The sequence below is a fragment of the Rhodococcus sp. 4CII genome, assembly GCF_014256275.1.
GTDB classification, from domain to species: Bacteria; Actinomycetota; Actinomycetes; order Mycobacteriales; family Mycobacteriaceae; genus Rhodococcus_F; species Rhodococcus_F wratislaviensis_A.
The window spans coordinates 6,032,373-6,050,355 of sequence record NZ_JACCFE010000002.1 but is presented as its reverse complement, the minus strand read 5'-3'; the positions used below and the strand labels follow the sequence as shown (position 1 = coordinate 6,050,355).

At 68.3% G+C, this 17,983-nt stretch carries 20 protein-coding genes; 12 read left to right on the top strand and 8 right to left on the bottom strand.

Going from position 1 to position 17,983, the window contains the following annotated elements; translation table 11 throughout:
• The first annotated feature begins 2 nt into the window (after positions 1–2).
• Positions 3–1,436, top strand: coding sequence for a nucleobase:cation symporter-2 family protein (locus tag H0B43_RS28765; RefSeq protein WP_185724817.1), 1,434 nt, complete (start codon positions 3–5; stop codon positions 1,434–1,436).
• A gap of 10 nt (positions 1,437–1,446) precedes the next feature.
• Here H0B43_RS28765 and H0B43_RS28760 read toward each other — a convergent pair whose 3' ends face one another.
• Positions 1,447–1,956 (bottom strand): O-acetyl-ADP-ribose deacetylase, encoded by a 510-nt coding sequence (locus H0B43_RS28760; protein ID WP_185724818.1) that lies wholly within the window; start codon positions 1,954–1,956, stop codon positions 1,447–1,449.
• Positions 1,957–1,963: 7 nt separating this feature from the next.
• On the bottom strand, positions 1,964–3,154 hold the full coding sequence (locus H0B43_RS28755; RefSeq protein ID WP_185724819.1) for a benzoate/H(+) symporter BenE family transporter: 1,191 nt from the start codon (positions 3,152–3,154) through the stop codon (positions 1,964–1,966).
• A gap of 58 nt (positions 3,155–3,212) precedes the next feature.
• Between H0B43_RS28755 and H0B43_RS28750 the strand changes: the two genes are divergently transcribed.
• Positions 3,213–3,674, top strand: a complete 462-nt coding sequence (locus H0B43_RS28750; protein ID WP_185724820.1) for a thioesterase family protein — start codon at positions 3,213–3,215, stop codon at positions 3,672–3,674.
• A 22-nt stretch (positions 3,675–3,696) separates the two neighbouring features.
• Here the strand turns inward: H0B43_RS28750 and H0B43_RS28745 are convergent, their stop codons facing one another.
• Entirely contained in the window at positions 3,697–4,725 is a 1,029-nt protein-coding gene (locus H0B43_RS28745) for a phosphotransferase family protein (RefSeq protein WP_185724821.1), read from the bottom strand.
• A gap of 115 nt (positions 4,726–4,840) precedes the next feature.
• On the opposite strand from H0B43_RS28745, the gene H0B43_RS28740 reads away from it, so the two are divergent.
• The 5 genes from H0B43_RS28740 to H0B43_RS28720 all read left to right on the top strand — a co-directional run bounded on the left by H0B43_RS28740 (position 4,841) and on the right by H0B43_RS28720 (position 10,006).
• Positions 4,841–5,209: a DoxX family protein gene (locus H0B43_RS28740; RefSeq protein ID WP_185724822.1), complete on the top strand. Its 369-nt coding sequence runs from the start codon at positions 4,841–4,843 to the stop codon at positions 5,207–5,209.
• Between the two features lie 237 nt (positions 5,210–5,446).
• Positions 5,447–6,544, top strand: a complete 1,098-nt coding sequence (gene pdhA, locus H0B43_RS28735) for a pyruvate dehydrogenase (acetyl-transferring) E1 component subunit alpha (protein ID WP_185724823.1) — start codon at positions 5,447–5,449, stop codon at positions 6,542–6,544.
• Entirely contained in the window at positions 6,541–7,524 is a 984-nt protein-coding gene (locus H0B43_RS28730; RefSeq protein ID WP_185724824.1) for an alpha-ketoacid dehydrogenase subunit beta, read from the top strand. Before pdhA ends, H0B43_RS28730 begins: the two co-directional genes overlap by 4 nt.
• Positions 7,525–7,554: 30 nt before the next feature.
• On the top strand, positions 7,555–8,796 hold the full coding sequence (locus tag H0B43_RS28725; RefSeq protein ID WP_185724825.1) for a dihydrolipoamide acetyltransferase family protein: 1,242 nt from the start codon (positions 7,555–7,557) through the stop codon (positions 8,794–8,796).
• Positions 8,797–8,857: 61 nt separating this feature from the next.
• The gene (locus H0B43_RS28720) at positions 8,858–10,006 is read left to right on the top strand and encodes an MFS transporter (protein WP_185729760.1); all 1,149 of its coding nucleotides are present in this window, start codon (positions 8,858–8,860) and stop codon (positions 10,004–10,006) included.
• On the opposite strand, the gene H0B43_RS43265 is transcribed toward H0B43_RS28720, so the two are convergent.
• Positions 9,930–10,238 carry a hypothetical protein gene (locus H0B43_RS43265; protein ID WP_397517549.1) on the bottom strand — a complete coding sequence of 103 codons (309 nt, stop codon included), beginning with the start codon at positions 10,236–10,238 and terminating at the stop codon, positions 9,930–9,932. The two genes, H0B43_RS28720 and H0B43_RS43265, sit on opposite strands and share 77 nt — an antisense overlap.
• 108 nt (positions 10,239–10,346) lie before the next feature.
• Between H0B43_RS43265 and H0B43_RS28710 the strand changes: the two genes are divergently transcribed.
• A complete protein-coding gene (locus H0B43_RS28710; RefSeq protein ID WP_185724827.1) occupies positions 10,347–10,979 on the top strand; it encodes a hypothetical protein in 633 nt (210 codons plus the stop codon).
• Between the two features lie 68 nt (positions 10,980–11,047).
• Here H0B43_RS28710 and H0B43_RS28705 read toward each other — a convergent pair whose 3' ends face one another.
• Genes H0B43_RS28705 through H0B43_RS28695 form a run of 3 tightly spaced genes read right to left on the bottom strand, consistent with a single transcriptional unit; the run spans position 11,048 to position 13,923 of the window.
• Positions 11,048–12,472 (bottom strand): NAD(P)(+) transhydrogenase (Re/Si-specific) subunit beta, encoded by a 1,425-nt coding sequence (locus H0B43_RS28705; RefSeq protein WP_185724828.1) that lies wholly within the window; start codon positions 12,470–12,472, stop codon positions 11,048–11,050.
• Entirely contained in the window at positions 12,472–12,810 is a 339-nt protein-coding gene (locus H0B43_RS28700) for an NAD(P) transhydrogenase subunit alpha (RefSeq protein WP_185724829.1), read from the bottom strand. Before H0B43_RS28700 ends, H0B43_RS28705 begins: the two co-directional genes overlap by 1 nt.
• On the bottom strand, positions 12,811–13,923 hold the full coding sequence (locus H0B43_RS28695) for a Re/Si-specific NAD(P)(+) transhydrogenase subunit alpha (protein ID WP_185724830.1): 1,113 nt from the start codon (positions 13,921–13,923) through the stop codon (positions 12,811–12,813). It abuts the gene before it with no gap.
• Positions 13,924–14,192: 269 nt separating this feature from the next.
• Between H0B43_RS28695 and H0B43_RS28690 the strand changes: the two genes are divergently transcribed.
• Both H0B43_RS28690 and H0B43_RS28685 read left to right on the top strand, forming a co-directional pair.
• A complete protein-coding gene (locus H0B43_RS28690) occupies positions 14,193–14,594 on the top strand; it encodes a DUF488 domain-containing protein (RefSeq protein ID WP_185724831.1) in 402 nt (133 codons plus the stop codon).
• Positions 14,591–14,755 (top strand): hypothetical protein, encoded by a 165-nt coding sequence (locus H0B43_RS28685; protein ID WP_185724832.1) that lies wholly within the window; start codon positions 14,591–14,593, stop codon positions 14,753–14,755. Before H0B43_RS28690 ends, H0B43_RS28685 begins: the two co-directional genes overlap by 4 nt.
• Before the next feature lie 11 nt (positions 14,756–14,766).
• Here H0B43_RS28685 and H0B43_RS28680 read toward each other — a convergent pair whose 3' ends face one another.
• Positions 14,767–16,308: an AMP-binding protein gene (locus H0B43_RS28680; protein WP_185724833.1), complete on the bottom strand. Its 1,542-nt coding sequence runs from the start codon at positions 16,306–16,308 to the stop codon at positions 14,767–14,769.
• 167 nt (positions 16,309–16,475) lie between these two features.
• Here H0B43_RS28680 and H0B43_RS28675 point away from each other — a divergent pair, with 167 nt between their 5' ends.
• On the top strand, positions 16,476–17,294 hold the full coding sequence (locus tag H0B43_RS28675) for a maleylpyruvate isomerase family mycothiol-dependent enzyme (protein WP_185724834.1): 819 nt from the start codon (positions 16,476–16,478) through the stop codon (positions 17,292–17,294).
• Between the two features lie 5 nt (positions 17,295–17,299).
• A complete protein-coding gene (locus tag H0B43_RS28670; RefSeq protein ID WP_185724835.1) occupies positions 17,300–17,983 on the top strand; it encodes a Type 1 glutamine amidotransferase-like domain-containing protein in 684 nt (227 codons plus the stop codon).

Sequence of the window (17,983 nt, the reverse complement as noted above, 5' to 3'; positions counted from 1 at the left end):
CCATGAAGCGGATCGGACATCGGGTTGCCGGGACAGCGGGACCCGAAGACGAGCGGTTGCCGCTCGGAAAGTCGTACGTGTACGGGTTGCAGCACATCCTGACCATGTACGGCGGAGTGATCGCGCCTCCCCTGATCGTCGGCGGCGCCGCCGGACTGACCGGCGTCGAGATCGGACTGCTCGTGTCCGCGGCGCTGTTCGTCAGCGGCGCGGCCACCCTCCTGCAGACCCTGGGAATTCCGTATTTCGGAGCGAAGCTGCCACTGGTGCAGGGTATTTCCTTCGCCTCGGTGTCCACGATGGTGGCGGTCGCGAGCGGTCCGGGCGGGCTCCGCTCGATCTTCGGGGCCATCATGATCGCCGGCGTGATCGGTTTGTTGATCAGCCCCTTCTTCTGCAAGATCGTGCGCTATTTTCCGGCCGTCGTCACCGGGTCGATCATCACGGTCATCGGCATCTCGCTCCTTCCCGTCGCGGTGCGCTGGGCGATGGGCGGCAATGCCAAGGCCCCGGATTGGGGGTCGATGTCCAACATCGGCCTCGCCGGCTTCAGCCTGTTCGTCGTGCTCCTGGTGAGCCGCCTCGTCCAGGGAACTTTGTCCCGGCTGTCCATCCTGATCGGCATCGTGGTGGGCACCGCGTTTGCCGCGCTGATCGGCAAGGCCGACTTCGGCGCCGTCGGGAAGGGCGCGATCTTCGAACTCCCGCAGGTGTTCTCGTTCGGCACGCCGCTGTTCCAGATCGGCGCGATCATCTCCATGACGGTGGTGATCCTCGTCATCATGACCGAGACGACAGCCGACATCCTCGCGGTCGGCGAGATCGTGGGAACGAAGGTCGATGCCCGGCGGGTCGGCGACGGACTCCGCGCCGACATGCTCGCCACCACCGTGGCGCCGGTGTTCGGGACGTTTCCGGCCAGTGCGTTCGCGCAGAACGTCGGGCTCGTCGCGATCACGGGAATCAAGAGCAGATACGTGGTCGCGGCCGGCGGTTCGGTTCTGTTCGCTCTCGGGCTGTTTCCCATCCTGGGGCGGCTGGTGGCCTCCGTGCCGCTGCCCGTCCTCGGCGGTGCGGGCATCGTCCTCTTCGGTTCGGTGGCAGCGAGCGGTATCCGGACACTGTCCAAGGTGTCGTACGACGGCAACCTCAACCTGGTGATCGTCGCGGTGGCCCTGGGGTTCGGTGTCATTCCGATCGCGGTCCCGGAGTTCTACTCCGCCTTTCCGGAATGGGTGCACATCGTCTTCGACTCGGGCATCAGCGCAGCGAGCATCGTCGCGGTCGTGCTGAACATCCTGTTCAACGAGATCAAGATCGGGAACAGACCCACTCCCTCGGTGGTCTCGGCGGCGCCTCCCGTCCTCGTCGACCGCGCCGAGGTAGCGGATCGTCCGGAGGCGTCCGCGCCCACCTCCGCCGTGCGCAACGACTGAATCTCCGAGATCACCCCACCGCGCCGCGCAGCAGAGACGCCATCCGCGCGTCGAACGCGACGAACAGGATCCGCGCAATTCCGGCGTCCGACTCGCGGACGGCACCGACCGCCTGACGGACGGCGTCGTCCGCGGGCCAGCCGTACACCCCGGACGAGATCAGCGGGAACGCGACGGACTGCGCACCGAGGTCGGAGGCCACCGCCAGGCTGCTGGTGTAGGCGCTGCGCAAGGTTGCCGACCGATCGTCCGAGGCGGAATACACGGGGCCGACCGTGTGGATCACCCAGCGCGCGGGCAGGCGGCCCGCCGTCGTCGCGACCGCCTGTCCCGCCGGAAGCCCGTCCTGCAGCGTGGTGGCCCGCAGTTGCCGGCATTCGGCGAGGATCTCGGGCCCACCGGCCCGGTGGATGGCGCCGTCCACACCCCCGCCGCCGAGCAGCCCGGAGTTGGCGGCGTTGACGATCGCGTCGACCTCGACCGTCGTGATGTCGCCCTGCACGATCTCGATGGTGGTCATCTCCCCATTATCGCCGCGAGCCGACGGCGACCCGCACGATCAGACCGGCGATCAGCGCCCAGAACGCCGATCCGATTCCGAGGATGGCGACGCCCGAGGCGGCGATGAGGAAGGTGACGACGGCACCTTCCCGTTCCCGGACGTCGTCGAGGGCGGAGGTCAGAGCCCCACCGAGCGTGCCGAGGAGGGCGAGACCGGCGACCGCCTCCACCACCCCTTCGGGCGCCGCCGCGATGAGTGTGGCCACCGCGGCGGAACAGGCCGCGAGCACCAGGTAGGCCCATCCCGCCGTGAACGCCGCGACCCACCGCCTCCGGGGGTCGGGGTGGGCGGACGGCGCGGCGGCGAGGGCGGCGCTGATGGCGGCGAGGTTGATCGCGTGGCCACCGGCGGGCGCACCCACCAAAGTTCCGACTCCGGTCACCAGCATCGCCGGCCGCCACGGCACCCGATAGCCGAACGAGTTCATCACCGCGGTCCCGGGAATGTTCTGGGACGCCATCGTCACGATGTACAGCGGGACGGCGATCCCGATCATCGCCTGCCACGTCCACGCCGGTGCGGTGACGTCCACCGACGGCAGCAACGCCGTGGTGTCGAGTTCGCCGCCGCCGGTGACGAGTCCGATCGCGATCACGACACCCGCGGCCGCGAACGCCGCCGGCACCGCCCACCGCGGCGAGTACCGCTGCAGAACCAGCCACACCAAGACCACGGGGGCGACGGCCAGCGGTGCGTCACGCAGCGCGAGCACCGGCGCCAGGCACAGCGGCAACAGCACTCCCGCGAGCATCGCCTGCGCCAACGCGGACGGGATGGCCGCAATGAGCCTGCCCAGCCGCGGCCACAGCCCGGTGAGGATCACCGCCGCCCCCACGACGGCGAACGCGCCGACCGCCGCGGGCCAGCCGCCGCTCACCGTTCCCGCACCGGCGAGGAGAGCGGCACCCGGTGTGGACCACGCCAGTGTGATCGGCATGCGATAGTGCCGCGACAGCCACAACATCCCCAGCGCCTGCGTCACACACAACGCCAGCAGTCCCGACGCGGCCTGGGCGGAGTTCGCGCCCACCGCAGTCAATCCGGTGAGCACCACCGCGAACGAACTGGTGAAGCCCACCAGCGCAGTGACGATTCCGGCACTGATCGGCTGGGCGGCGGAACCGGGTGAACGCACGGCGCTGTCGGGCACAGACATAGGACGCGATTCTGCCCGATGTGAGGTCCGGTCGATCCGGGGCATTAGGGTCGGGGCGGTGAACCACGACGAGGCCCCCGCGCTGCCGACCGCCGCCGACTTCCCTGCCCTGTGGCCGGTCCCGACCCGCTGGGAGGACAACGACCACTATGGGCACGTCAACAACGTCACGTACTACTCGTACTTCGACACGGCCGTCAACGGCTGGCTGATCGCCACGACCGGCACCGACATCCGGGACCTGCCCGCCATCGGTGTGGTCGCCGAGACGTCCTGCAAGTACATCAGCGAACTGACGTTCCCGGAACAATTGCAGGTGGGGTTGTCCGTCGAGCGGCTGGGCGCCCGCAGCATCGTGTACGCGCTCGCGATCTTCCGCGAGAACGACGACGCGCTCGATCTCGCGGCTCTCGGCCGCTTCGTCCACGTCTATGTGGACGCGAAAACCCGGAAGCCGGTACCGATCCCCGCCGAAATTCGCAGCGCTGCAACCCTACTGGTGGTACCGGACGCCGTCTGAGCGTCCGGTACCGTTCAGCGATTCAGCGCAGGCCCTCGGCCTCCGCCGTGGCCACCGCCCGGGCGATGATCCCGTCGATCAGCGCGACCGTGGGCGCACCGGTCTCGGCCGTGTTCCGGGGGTCGTCGCTCACGCGGCGCAGTACGCCCTCGGCGATGATCGCCAGCTTCCACAGCGCCAGGACGTGCCAGTACCCCACGTGCGTGACATCGCGGTTCGTGTGGTGGACGTACGCCTCCACCAGGTCGGCCCGGGTGGGGAATCCCTCGAGCGTGGAGGCGGGGAACGGTCCGGCGTCCTCGTCGCCCGCCTCGGGCCAGTAGGCCAGCAACGCGCCGACGTCGGCGAGGGGGTCGCCGAGTGTGCACAGCTCCCAGTCGACCACCGCGACCACCTCCCCCTCCTCTGGTGAGGTGATGACGTTGCTCAGGTGAAAATCGCCGTGCACCAACGTCAGTTCGGTCTGCTCCGGGGTGTTGCGCTCGAGTATGCCCGCCAGGTCTTCGATCGCCGGAACGTCACGGGTCCGGGACTTCTCCCATTGGTCCTTCCAGCGCTTCAACTGCCTTGCCGCGTAAGGCTTGTGACTGGCCAGATCCTCCAGCCCGGCGTCCGCGAGATCGACCGCATGGATCTTCGCGAGAGCCTTCGGCATCGCGAGCCCGACCGCATTCCTCTGCTCGGGAGTCAGCTTCTTTGCCACGCCGATACTGTCGATCACCACCCCCGCGACGTAACTCATCAGCACGAGTGGCGCATCCGTGACCTCCGGATCGTCGGTGAGCCCGAGGATCTTCGGCACCGGAACGTCGGATCCCTGGAGAGAGGACAGAATCCGATGTTCGCGGACCACGTCGTGCGCCGACGCGAGCAGATGTCCGAGCGGTGGCCGCCGCAGCACCCACCGTCCACCACCCGCATCGCTGACCGCGTACGTGAGATTCGATTGACCGTTCCCGATCCTCTCGAAGCTCAGCGGTGCGATCGCTCCCACACCGAGTCCGGCAATCCACGCGGAAACGGCATCCTCGTTCAGCCCCACAGCATTCACGCGCTCGATGCTAACCGCTCGGGAGCCCGATGCGGAGGGAACGGGTCCGCACCGCAGGTCGCGGCCCTAGGGTGGCAACAGTGAGGCCGATTCGGCCGGAACGGGAGGGACGGACGTGGAAGTTTTCCTCATCGTGTGTGGCGTGCTCCTCGCCGTGAGCGCCGTCGCCGTGAGCATCCCCAAGCTGAGACTGAAGGGAACCGCGTGGACGGGCCTGCGGGCGCGGGGCCTGAGCGGGCAACAGGTCCGGCTGATCGGCGTGGCGGAACTCGCCGGCGGCGTCGGCGTTCTCGTCGGCCTGTACTGGACTCCGCTGGGAGTGATCGCGACGGTGGCGCTGCTGATTCTCCTCCTGTGCGCTATCGCCTTTCACGTCCGGAACGGCGACTACGGCAACCCCGATACGCGGGCGGTCGCGATGCCCGCGGTCTATCTCGCGGTGCTCGCCGTCCTGGCGTCGATCGGGTTCGTGTTCGCGGGCTGACCGGGGCTCACGGATCATTGCAGCGACAACTATGTGCCGGTGGTGTCCGGACTGGTCATTAGACGCAGCGTGACAGCCGCGGCATGCCCGAAACTGGGCAAAGTGCTCGAGGTCGACGGTGCCACTTGCGCACTTCGCGTTCCCGTGGATGCTGTGAAGTAGGACACACACATGCCCTACCGCACGTCTCCCACGAACCCACAAGGTTCACGGACTCGACAACGCGAGGTGAATCCGATGGTCGACACGATTGCCTATCCGGTCCAGCTCATCCAGCCGGACGGCCGACGGGTCTTCAGACCCGACTACACGAGCCTGGTCCGCGACATCGGACCCGACCAACTGCGCGACCTCTACGAGGATCTCGTGGTCGCGCGTCGGATGGATGTCGAGGCCGTGGCCCTGCAACGGCAGGGCGAACTGGGACTCTGGGCGCCCCTGCTCGGTCAGGAAGCCGCACAGGTCGGCTCCGCCCGCGCCCTCCGCCCCGACGACTACGCGTTCATCAGCTACCGCGAACACGCCGTCGCCTACTGCCGGGGCGTCGACCCGGGCGTGATGACCCGCATGTGGCGGGGCTGCGCCCATTTTGCCTGGGATCCGAGTTCCGTGAACGTGACGAATCCCGCGATCGTCGTCGGCTCACAGGGGCTACACGCCACCGGATACGCCATGGGCGCCCACCTGGACGGCGCGGAAATCGCGACGATCGCCTACTTCGGCGACGGCGCCACCAGTCAGGGCGACATCGCCGAAGCCCTCGGATTCTCGATGAGCTTCAACGCACCGGTCGTATTCTTCTGCCAGAACAACCAGTTCGCGATCAGCGAACCCGTCCACCTGCAGAGTCCCGTCCCCATCGCGCAGCGCGCCGCCGGATACGGCATGCCCGCCGTCCGGGTGGACGGCAACGACGTCCTCGCGGTCCTCGCGGTCACCCGCCAGGCCACCCAGCGAGCCCGCGAAGGCAGTGGGCCGACGTTCATCGAGGCCGTCACCTACCGGATGGGCCCCCACACCACGTCGGACGATCCCACCCGCTATCGGGCGGCAGCCGAGACTGAAGTCTGGAAGGCGCGCGACCCGATCGACCGGATCCGGCGGCTCCTCGACCGGGAAGACCTGCTCGACGACGTGTTCCTCGCCCGGGTCCAGGCCACCGCCGACGACGTCGCGGCCCGGTTGCGGTCCGGAACCGTCGAGGCGCCGGACCCCGCGCCGCTCGACCTGTTCGAGCACGTGTATTCCACCGACCACCCGCTCATCGACGAGGAACGCGAGCAGTACGCGGCGTACCTCGCAGGCTTCGCAGGCATCGAGGAGGCACTGTCATGACCACCACCACGCTGTCATTCGGCGCCGCGCTCAACGCAGGCCTGCGACGCGCACTCGAACACGATCGCAAGGTCGTGATCATGGGTGAGGACGTCGGACGCCTCGGCGGGGTCTTCCGCGTCACCGACACACTGCAGAAGGATTTCGGCGACAACCGGGTCATCGACACCCCTCTCGCCGAATCGGGGATCATCGGCGCCGCATTCGGCATGGCCCTGCGCGGCTACCGGCCGGTCTGCGAAATCCAGTTCGACGGGTTCGTCTATCCCGCATTCGACCAGATCGTGTCGCAGGTGGCCAAGATTCATTACCGCACGCAGGGCCGGGTCACCGCGCCGCTCACCATCCGGATCCCCTACGGCGGTGGCATCGGCGCGGTCGAGCATCATTCGGAATCCCCGGAGGCATACTTCGCCCACACCGCTGGACTGCGCGTCGTCACTCCCAGCAACCCGGCGGACGCGTTCCACATGATCCAGCAGTCCGTCGCGTCGGACGACCCGGTGATCTTCTTCGAACCGAAGCGGCGGTACTGGGACAAGGCCGACTTCGACGTGGACGCCGAACCGGACCTGCCGCTGCACCGGGCGCGGGTGGCGCGGGAGGGCACCGACGCCACGATCGTCGCGTACGGTTCCGTCGTGCCGACGGCCCTGTCGGCAGCGGCCGTCGCCGACGACGAGGGCCACTCCCTCGAGGTGATCGACCTGCGATCCCTGTCCCCGATCGACTTCGACACCATCGAGCAGTCGGTCCGCAAGACCGGACGGCTCGTCGTCGCGCACGAGGCATCGACGTTCGCCGGTCTGGGTGCGGAGATCGCCGCCCGCATCTCCGAGCGGTGCTTCTACCAACTGGACGCGCCGGTTCTGCGGGTCGGCGGATTCGACGTTCCGTATCCGCCGGCGAAGCTGGAATCGCACCATTTGCCCGACGCCGATCGCCTGCTCGACGCCGTCGATCGCAGCCTCGCGGCCTGATCCCACTCATCGCACGAGAGGAGCCGACCGGTGGCGCACGAATTCCGCCTACCCGATCTCGGCGAGGGGCTGACGGAGGCCGAACTGGTCTCCTGGGCCGTCGACGTGGGCCAGACGATCGCACTCAATCAGGTCATCGGTGAAGTCGAGACGGCGAAGGCGCTCGTCGAGTTGCCCTCGCCGTACGCGGGTGTGGTGGAGGAGTTGCTGGTGTCGCCGGGCACGACGGTGCCGGTGGGCACTCCGATCATCCGGATCACCACGGATGCGGGCACCGAGGAACCGCCCGCGCGCACACCCGTTCTGGTTGGGTACGGGCCCGGAGCCCCGGCCGCGAGCAAGCGTGCCCGGCGGAAAACGGTGACCGCACCGGAGGCCGGCGCCGTACCGGACCGCCGGCGGCCCGATGCCTCGCCGGCGGCGCGGGCGGCTGCCCGCGAACTCGGAATCGACCTCGACCTGATAGCGGGAACGGGGCCGTCCGGCGCCGTCACGCGGAGCGACGTGGAAGCCCGGACGGGTTCGGCCCGGCCGGACACACCGCCGGCACCGGAGTCGCCGCAGTCACCGGAGCGCGAGACCCGCACCCCGATCCGGAGCGTCCGGAAGCAGACCGCGGACGCGATGGTGCGCAGCGCGTTCACGGCCCCGCACGTCACCGAATTCGTGACCGTCGACGTCACGCGTTCGATGGAACTGCTCGACCGCCTGCGCGAGCTCCCCGAATTCGAGGGGCTGTCGGTGACACCGCTGACCCTGGTCGCGAAGGCGATGGTCGTCGCGTTGCGCGAGAACCCGAGCCTCAACGCCTCGTGGGACGGCGAGCATCAGGAGATCGTCACCAAGCACTACGTCAATCTCGGCATCGCCGCGGCGACGCCCCGCGGGCTGGTGGTCCCCAATGTGAAGGAGGCGCAGACCCTGAGCCTGCTCGAACTGTGCCGGGCGATCACCGAATTGACCGCGACCGCCCGCAGCGGCCGGGCCACGCCCGCGCAACTCACCGGCGGCACCGCGTCGATCACCAACGTGGGGGTGTTCGGCGTCGACGCGGGCACACCCATTCTCAATCCCGGCGAGTCGGCCATTCTCTGCCTGGGCAGCGTCACCAGGAGACCGTGGGTGCACGAGGACGAACTGGCGGTGCGGTGGGTCACCACCCTGAGCGTGTCGTTCGATCACCGGGTGGTCGACGGCGAGCAGGGGTCGAGGTTCCTGGCGTCCGTCGCCGGCATGTTGCACGACCCCGCCTCGCTGCTCGCGCACCTCTGATCCTCGGTACGTTTGATCGGTGAGCACTCCCCGAGCGTCCCCGGTCGACACGCGCGAACCGGTGGCCGCGCCGCTCCGTCGGGCCCGCGCCGGAACCTTCGGGATCTTCGGGATCAACGGGTTCCTGCTCGGCATGTGGGTCGTGCACATTCCGGCGATCGAGCACCGGACCGGGATCAGCCACTCCACCTTGGGTTCGCTGCTGCTCCTGCTGGCGGTCGGTGCGATCGGCGGCATGCAACTCAGCGGCCCACTGGCCGACCGGTTCGGCAGCAAACGGCTGGTGATCGTCGCCGGACTCGCACTGTCCGTGGCGACCGTGGGTCCCGGGCTGGCGTCCGGCGCCTGGCAACTCGGTCTCGCCCTCCTCGTGTTCGGATTCGCCAACGGCGCACTGGACGTGTCGATGAACTCGCAGGCCGTCGAAGTCGAGCAGCGGTATCGACGACCCATCATGTCGGCGTTCCACGCCCTGTTCTCCGTCGGCGGAGTCGCCGGATCCCTCCTCGGAGCGGCGACGCTCGCCGCAGGGTGGGCACCGCTGACGGCGCTGCTCGTCGCCGGCGGCATCGGCGTCGTCACCGTCGCCGCGGGTTCGCGACGGCTGATGGCGGATCGACCGCGGTCCCGGCACGGGACCGCGCCCGCCGAACAGGCCCACGGGCGATTGTCCGCGCAGGTCCTCGCGCTCGGAGGCGTCGCCTTCGTCCTCATGCTGTCGGAGGGTGTCGCGAACGACTGGAGCACCCTGCAGGTCAAGGAACACCTCGGTACATCGGATTCCGTCGCCGCCCTCGCGTTCGGCGCCTTCTCGGTGATGATGACCGTGGGCCGGTTCACCGCGGACCGTGTGAGCAGCGCGCTCGGCCCCGTCGCCGTCGTCCGCTACGGCACCCTGGTCGCGGCCCTCGGCATGCTGCTCGTCCTCGTATCCGGACTGCTCCCGCTCACGATCGCCGGCTGGGCGCTGTTCGGCCTGGGACTGTCGGGCTGCGTCCCGCAGATCTTCACGGCCGCGGGCAACCTCGGCTCAGGTTCGGCCGGCACCAACATGTCGCGGGTGGTCGGTCTGGGATACGTCGGATTCCTCGCCGGCCCGGCCACCATCGGGTGGATCACCCAGGTGGTTCCGCTCACCGTCGCGATGGTGGTGCCGCTGGTCTGCGTGCTGATCGCCGCCACGTTCGCGGGCGTGGTCCGGCGCGCCTGACGCTCAGGCCACCGCGCCATACCTGAGCATCATTTCGTGGTCCTCGTGATCGAGGATGTGACAGTGCCAGACGTAGCCCTGCAGCGCATGCGGGCCGTCGCACGCGTGTCCGTGGGCGCCGTCTGATCCGCGCCCGAGCGTCACGTCCCGGTAGACGTCCGGGCGTGATGTCGAAGGGGAACGCGCACGCCGACCCGACGGACACCGCGCCCCACCCACCCCCGAGCGCCACCGCACGCAGGAACGATCGGCGCGACGCTCGGCGCACGACGTCGACCGTTCACCGACCTCACAGTGGCCTCTCATGGATCGTTCAGCGTCGGTTGGCACACTGTGTGTCGTGACCGAATCGACTAGCAGGCTGCGTCGCAGTGTTCGCCGCCTCGCCTTCGCCGCGGCGGGTGTGGTGGCACTGTGCGCGCTGTACCTCATCCGCCCCGAATCGTCGGCTCTCGTGCTCCCGGAGGCACTCCGACCCGTCGCCGAACCCGTGATCCAGGCGATCGACGTCACCACGGTGCTCGCAGCGACCGTCATCCTCGCCATCGTCGCGGCGATGCGAAAACTTTCGTACGGCATGGGCGCGGTGCTGGTGCTCTGCATCGGAGCCAATCTCACCAGTGCAGCGATCCGGGCCTGGGAGGCGGACGCCCCGTCCGTGCTCCTGCCGAGCGGGCACGTCGTCGCGATCACCGCGCTGTACGGTTCGGCGCTGCTGGTGTCGGCTCCGCGGTTCCGGCCCGTCATCGCGGGCCTCGGTTTCGCCGTCGTACTCGGTGTCGCGGGCGCTGCCGCGCTCGTCGAACCGATCGGCGTCCTCGGTCTCGCGGCCGCCGTAATCATCGCGGCGATCTGGTGGGCGCTGGCGTCCACCCTGATGCTCTACTCCCCCGTCGCCGCCGAACGCGAAGAGCGCCGGCCCGACACCGCGGCCATCGCCTTCTCGCGGCACCGCGGCAGTCTGCGGCTGTAGGCGGCTCCGCCGCCCGTGCGCCTTTTTGGTAGCTGCTGCTACCAGAAAGGCGCACGAGCCCGGAGGGCCTACAGCGCTTTGAGTTCTTCGGTGACCTCGGCGACCGACTTCTTCGCGTCCCCGAACAGCATCGAGGTGGTGTCGGCGAAGAACAGCGGGTTGTCGATGCCGGCGAACCCGGAGTTCATCGACCGCTTGAGCACGATCACCGACTTCGACTGATCCACGTTCAGGATCGGCATCCCGTGAATCGGCGACGACGGATCGTTCCGCGCGGCCGGGTTGGTGACATCGTTCGCACCGATCACCAGGGTGACGTCGGTGCGAGCGAACTCGTCGTTGATGTCGTCCATTTCCTTCATCGCGTCGTACTCGACGTCGGCCTCGGCGAGCAGCACGTTCATGTGCCCGGGCATCCGGCCGGCGACCGGGTGGATCGCGTACTTGACCTCCACACCCTTCGACTCGAGCAACTTGGCCATGTCCTTGACCGCGTGCTGCGCCTGGGCCACCGCCAACCCGTACCCGGGAACGACGATGACCTGGTTGGCGTACGCCATCTGGATCGCCGCGTCCGCCGCCGAGGTGGACTTCGCCGTCTTGATGGTGCCGTCGCCGACCGCCGCCGCCGCACCGCCGCCGCCGAACCCACCGGCCACGATCGCCGGGATGGACCGGTTCATCGCCTTCGCCATCAGGTTGGTCAGGATCGAACCCGAGGCGCCGACGATCATGCCGGCCACGATCATGGCCTGGTTATTGAGTGCCAGACCGGCGGCCGCCGCGGACAGACCGGTGAGCGCGTTGAGCAGGGAGATCACCACGGGCATGTCGGCGCCGCCGATCGGCAGCACCACCATCAACCCGAGCACCGCCGCCAAAACCAGGACTCCGACGATCCACCACTGGCTGGTGGGTGCGGTCGGGTCGATGGCCTTGATCCCGATGGCCACCGCCAACGCGACCGCCCCGATCAGCAGCAGCGCGTTGAGTGGTTGCTGCAACCGGCCGATGCCGATCGGCCGGCCCGGCAGGGTTTCCTGCAGCTTGAGGAATGCGATCACCGATCCCCAGAAGGAGATCGACCCGATGATCGCCGCGAACAGCGAGGCGATCACGATGTGCACCGTCGGCGACTGTCCGTGCGTGAACGCGGTGAACCCGTCCGAGTCGAGGAATTCGGCGTAGGCGATCAGGGCGACGGTGCCGCCGCCGACGCCGTTGAACAACGCCACCAGCTGCGGCATCGCGGTCATCTTCGTCCGCAACGCCGGCGGCACCCCGAGGACCACACCGATCACCAGACCGGTGATGATGAGCACCCAGTTGGAGGTGTCCCGGATCGAGATCAGGGTGGCGACCACGGCCACTCCCATGCCGACCGCGGCGATCTGATTGCCGCGGACCGCGGTCTTCGGGCCGGTCAGGCCCATCAGACCGTAGATGAACATCGAGAACGCCACGATGTACAACACGTTGACGAGGTAGTCCATTACTTGTCCCCACCCTTCTCAGCGGCAGCGGCAACAACCGTCGGTGCGGCGGGCTTGGACTTGAACATGCCCAGCATCCGGTCGGTCACGACGAAACCACCGACCACGTTGATCGTTCCGAACACCAGGGCCACGAACAGGATCACCTGCAGCCCCCACGGCGGGTTCTCCACCTTGCCGAGCACCACCAGCGCGCCGAGCACCACGATGCCGTGGATGGCGTTCGTGCCCGACATCAGCGGGGTGTGCAGCGTGTTCGGGACCTTCGAGATCACCGCGAACCCCACGAACCCGGACAACACCAGGATCGCGATGTTCGCCAACAATTCGGTATACATCTAGGACACACCCTCCTCACGGGTGACGCAGGACGCGGCGAGGACCTCGTCCGAGAAATCGGGAGCCAACCGGCCCTCGACCAACATCAGCTCCAGCAGGGCGGAGATGTTCTTCGAGTACAGCTCCGACGCGTGCTCGGGCATGCTGGCGGGCAGGTTCAGCGGCGAGCAGATCGTCACCCCGTGCTTGACGACGGTCTGACCGGGCTCGGTGAGCTCGCAGTTGCCGCCGGTCTCCCCGGCCAGGTCGACCACCACACTGCCGGGCTTCATGCCCTCGACCGCGGCGGCGGTCACCAACCGGGGTGCCGGACGACCCGGCACCAGGGCGGTGGTGATGACCACGTCGAAGCCCTTGATCGCATCCTCGAGCGCCTGCTGCTGCTGCGCCCGTTCGGCCTCGGTCAGCTCGCGGGCGTAGCCGCCCTCACCGGCGGCGTCGATCCCCAGATCGAGCCACTGCGCACCGACCGACCGCACCTGATCGGCGACCTCCGGGCGGACGTCGTAGCCGGTGGCCCGGCCGCCGAGCCGCTTCGCCGTCGCCAACGCCTGCAGACCGGCGACACCGACACCGAGGACCAGCACCGACGCCGGCTTGACCGTGCCGGCCGCGGTGGTGAGCATCGGGAAGAACCGGGTCGACTCCGACGCCGCGAGCAGCACCGACTTGTACCCGGACACGTTCGCCTGCGACGACAACGCGTCCATCACCTGGGCGCGGGAGATCCGCGGGATCGCCTCCACCGCGAAGGCCTGCACGCCGGCCGCCTTCAGCGCGGCCACCTGATTGTCCTGATTGCGGGGGGCGAGGAACCCGATCAACGTCTGCCCCGACGACAGGCGGCCGACTTCCTCGTCCGACGGCGGCGCCACCTTCACGATCACGTCCGCCGACCACGGGTCGGCGATCTTCGCCCCCGCCTCGGTGTACAACTCGTCCGGAATCAACGCGCCCAACCCGGCCCCCGACTCGACGACCACGTCGACGCCCTTGGCGATCAACGCGGCCACGACCTTCGGCACCAACGCCACCCGACGCTCACCGTCGTTCGACTCCCGAACGACACCGACCGTCGGGCGCGCGGTGGACGCGCTCTGCGATGTATCCATGTATCGACTTCCTGCGGTAGATGATGTGTGTGCCGCGACGAGCGGCGATCAACCGATGATGAGCGGGAAAATCTCTCCCACCTCGACTGAGTTGAGCTGATAGTAGCCAGAGAAAGCGTGACGTAGGGAACAGAGAAGTCTGTGGATAGGCGTCTGAATCGAGTCCGAACAGTCGTTGTCACAGAACTTTCTCCCCGTTTGTGAACCCGGTCACACGACGTTCAGTCGTAGTCTGACGGTAGACACCGCACGGAAGCGGAGGTTCGATCATGAGCAAACCGAAGGAACGGAGCGCGGCGGACGTCACCGCCGGCCCACCCGTCGTGGTCGAACGGGTCTACGACCATCCGACCGAGGGCGACGGACTGCGACTGTTCGTGGACCGGCTCTGGCCGCGGGGCCTCCGCAAGGACGCGTTCCATTTCGACGACTGGGCCAAGGACCTCGCGCCGTCGACGGAGTTACGTCACTGGTACTCGCACGACGTCGCCGCGTTCAGCGAGTTCCGCGAGCGGTACGTCCACGAGTTGGATTCGCCGACCGGCCGGAAGGCGGTCGCGCGGGTGCAGGAACTCGCGCACGGGCGCCCGATCGTTCTTCTCACGGCCACCAAGGACGTCACCCACAGCCACGCCGAGGTTCTCGCCGACTACATGCGGGACCGGTTGTGACGACCCGCCGCGAGGAGGCGGTGCCCGTCGGCGACTCGGACGACGACGTCGGCGGCGATCCCGTCTGCTGGCTGGACCGCGTGTGCCCGGACTGCGGGTTGTTCGTCACCGATCGCGCCGCGGGCACGTGCCCGCGCTGCGGATCGGCGCCGGACAGGTGACGGGCAAGAGTTCAGCCGGCGTTCAGATAGCGGGCCCGGAGCTTGTGCTTGACGAGTTTGCCGGTGGGCGTGCGCGGCAGGTCGTCGGAGAAGTCGATGCTGCGGGGCGCCTTGAAATGGCTGACCCGGTCGCGCACGTACTCGAGTAGTTCGCGGGCAACGGCGTCCGACGGCTCCACCCCGTCGACGAGTTGCACGACGGCTTTGACCTGTTCGCCCATCTCCTCGTCGGGCACGCCGATCACGGCGACGTCGAACACCTTGGGATGCATGGTGAGAACGTTCTCCGACTCCTGGGGGTAGATGTTCACTCCACCGGAGATGATCATGAACGCGGCCCGGTCCGTGAGGTAGAGGAAGCGGTCGGAGTCGATGTATCCGATGTCGCCGCTCGTGGTCCACGTCGGATGGTCGGGGTGCGTCGCGGCGTCGGTCTTGGCCGGGTCGTTGTGATACTCGAACGGCCGCTCCTCCCGCTCCCAGTACACGGTGCCGATGTCGCCGACGGGGACGTCTGCACCGTCGTCGTCGCAGATGTGGACGACGCCCATCACGCCGTCGTGGCCGACCGACCCCGGCTTGGCGAGAGCCTGGGCGCTGTCGATGAACGTTGCACCGGCGCCTTCGGTGGAGGCGTAGTACTCGTGGATCACCGGACCCCACCATTCGATCATCGACCGTTTCACGTCGGGCGGGCAGGGCGCCGCCGCGTGGATGGCCACCTTCAGGCTCGACACGTCGAACTTGTCGCGAACGTCCTTCGGCAGCTTGAGCATCCGGACGAACATCGTCGGAACCCACTGACTGTGGGTGACCCGGTACTCGTCGATGAGCCGCAGTGATTCCTCGGCGTCGAATCGGTCCATCAGGACGATGGTGCCGCCGACGGAGGTGATGGTGCCGCAGAAGCGCAGCGGCGCAGCGTGATACAGAGGCGCGGGGCACAGATAGACGGTGTCCGAGTCGAATCCGTACATCGGGGCGAACACCGCGGTGTACGGATCCGTCGTGGTGTCCACTTCCCCCTCGGGGAGAGCGGGTTTGATCCCCTTCGGCCTGCCGGTGGTGCCCGAGGAATACAGCATGTCCTGTCCGCGGGGTTGCGACCCGAGCGGTTCGGCCGACTGCGCCGCGACGGCCCCTTCGTAGCTGTCGAATCCGTCGAGTTCGCCGCCGTATACGAGACGGTGGCGGACATGGGGAAGCTGTGCCGGGTCGCGCGGGACCGCACCGCCCGCGTCGGCGGACACGATGAGGACCTCGGCTCCGCAGTCGTCGACGACGTACCCGGCCTCCTCCGGGGTGAGATGCCAGTTGACCACGGTGATGTACAGCCCGGATCGCAGCGCCGCCCAGTACACCTCGAGGACCCGGAGGTCGTTGCTCGACACGAGCGCCAGATGGTCGCCAACCTCCAGGCCGAGCGAGCGCAGGTGCCGTGCGAGGCGGGTGGACCGCTCGTCCAGCTCCCGGTAAGTGAGCCGCTCCCCCGTCGAGGGACGAATGACAGCGGGCTTGTCCGGGGTGGTCGCCACGAAGTTTCCAGGGAACATCCGCACTCCTTTTGTTAATGGAGATTCTCACCATCGGTCTACCACACCGAACCCGGGACGGGGAGTCCTTCGTGGCCGTCACCGGCGCATTCGTCCGCCCGCGGCGAAAATGCCCGGGCACTCCGCCGGGAGGTCCTAGAGTTGAGGCAAAAGGAGGCGTACGACTCGTGACTGCCCTGCAGAAGGAACCGATCCTCGACGCATTGTTCGAGGAATGGAACGTGCTCGACGAGGTGCTGTCCTCGCTGTCCGGCGACGCGTGGTTCACGCCCACCGCGCTGCCCGGATGGACCGTCCACGACGTCACCGCGCATCTCATCGGCACCGAATCGCTCCTCGCCGGAATCTCCGCACCCCACACCAGCATCGACGTCCGCAGCCTCGGCCACGTGCGCAACGAGATCGGGGCGTTCAACGAGGAGTGGGTCGAGGGACTGCGCAGGTGCCCCGGACCGGAGATGCTCGAGCGGTTCCGGACGATCACCGCCCGCAGACGGTCGGAGCTCGGCGAGATGACCGAAGAGATGTTCGCGGCCGAGACCACCACGCCGGTCGGCCCGGCGCCGTATCTCCGGTTCATGCGCATCCGGTTGTTCGACTGCTGGATGCACGAACTCGACCTGCGGGACGCGCTCGCGCTGCCCGGCGACGAGGGGGGCCCGCGCGGCGAGACGGCGTTCGAGGAGATCGCCGGCGCCGTCGCGTTCCTCGTGGGCAAGCGCGGCAAGGCCCCGGACGGGTCGCGGATCACCCTCGTGCTGACGGGACCGCTCGCGCGGAACATCCACATCGCCGTCGACGGCAGGGCCGCGGTGGTCGACGAGCTGCCGTCCGCCGCGACGACCACCGTGACCCTCGACTCCCGGCTGTTCACCCGCTTGGCGGGAGGACGGACGACGGCGGCGGACCATCGCGACGAGATCGCATTGAGCGGTGACACCGCCGCGGGCAGGAGGATCGTCGACAACCTCGCGTTCACGATCTGACCGCGGTGCGCCTGTTCCTGTCCTCGTATCGGTTCGGCGCGGATCCCGCGCCGCTGATGTCGCTCGCCGGGAGCCCGGGGCGTGTCGGGGTGATCGCGGCGGCGGCGGACGCGTGGCCGCGGGCGGCGCGGACCTCCGCGGTCGTGAGCGATGTGATGCCGCTGACACGACTGGGCTTCACCCCGGAGGAGGTGGATTTACGCGACTACATCGGCGAGGACGGCCGGGCGCGGGCCGCGGCGCTGACCGAACGGCTGGACGGGCTCGACATGCTGTGGGTGCGCGGCGGCAACACGTTCGTGTTGCGCGCGCAGATGGCCCGGAGCGGGGCGGACCGGGTGATCCCGGAGCTGCTACGGAAGGACTCGCTCGTGTACGCCGGGTACAGCGCGGGGGCGTGTGTGATGACTCCGACGCTGCACGGTCTCGACTCCTCCGATGACCCGGCGGAGGTGGTCGCAACGTGTGGCATGGAGCCGCTCTGGGACGGCCTGGGCGTGGTGAGTTTCGCGATCGTGCCGCATCACCCGCCTGTGGGGCCGTCAGGGGCCGAAGACGCCGTGCCCCTGGAGGACGCGGCCGCCGTCCGGCGCACCGTCACCGCGCTGAGGCTCGCCGGCATCGAATACCGCACCTTGACGGACGATCAGGCGATCGTCGTGAACGGAGATCGAACCGATTTCGTGTGA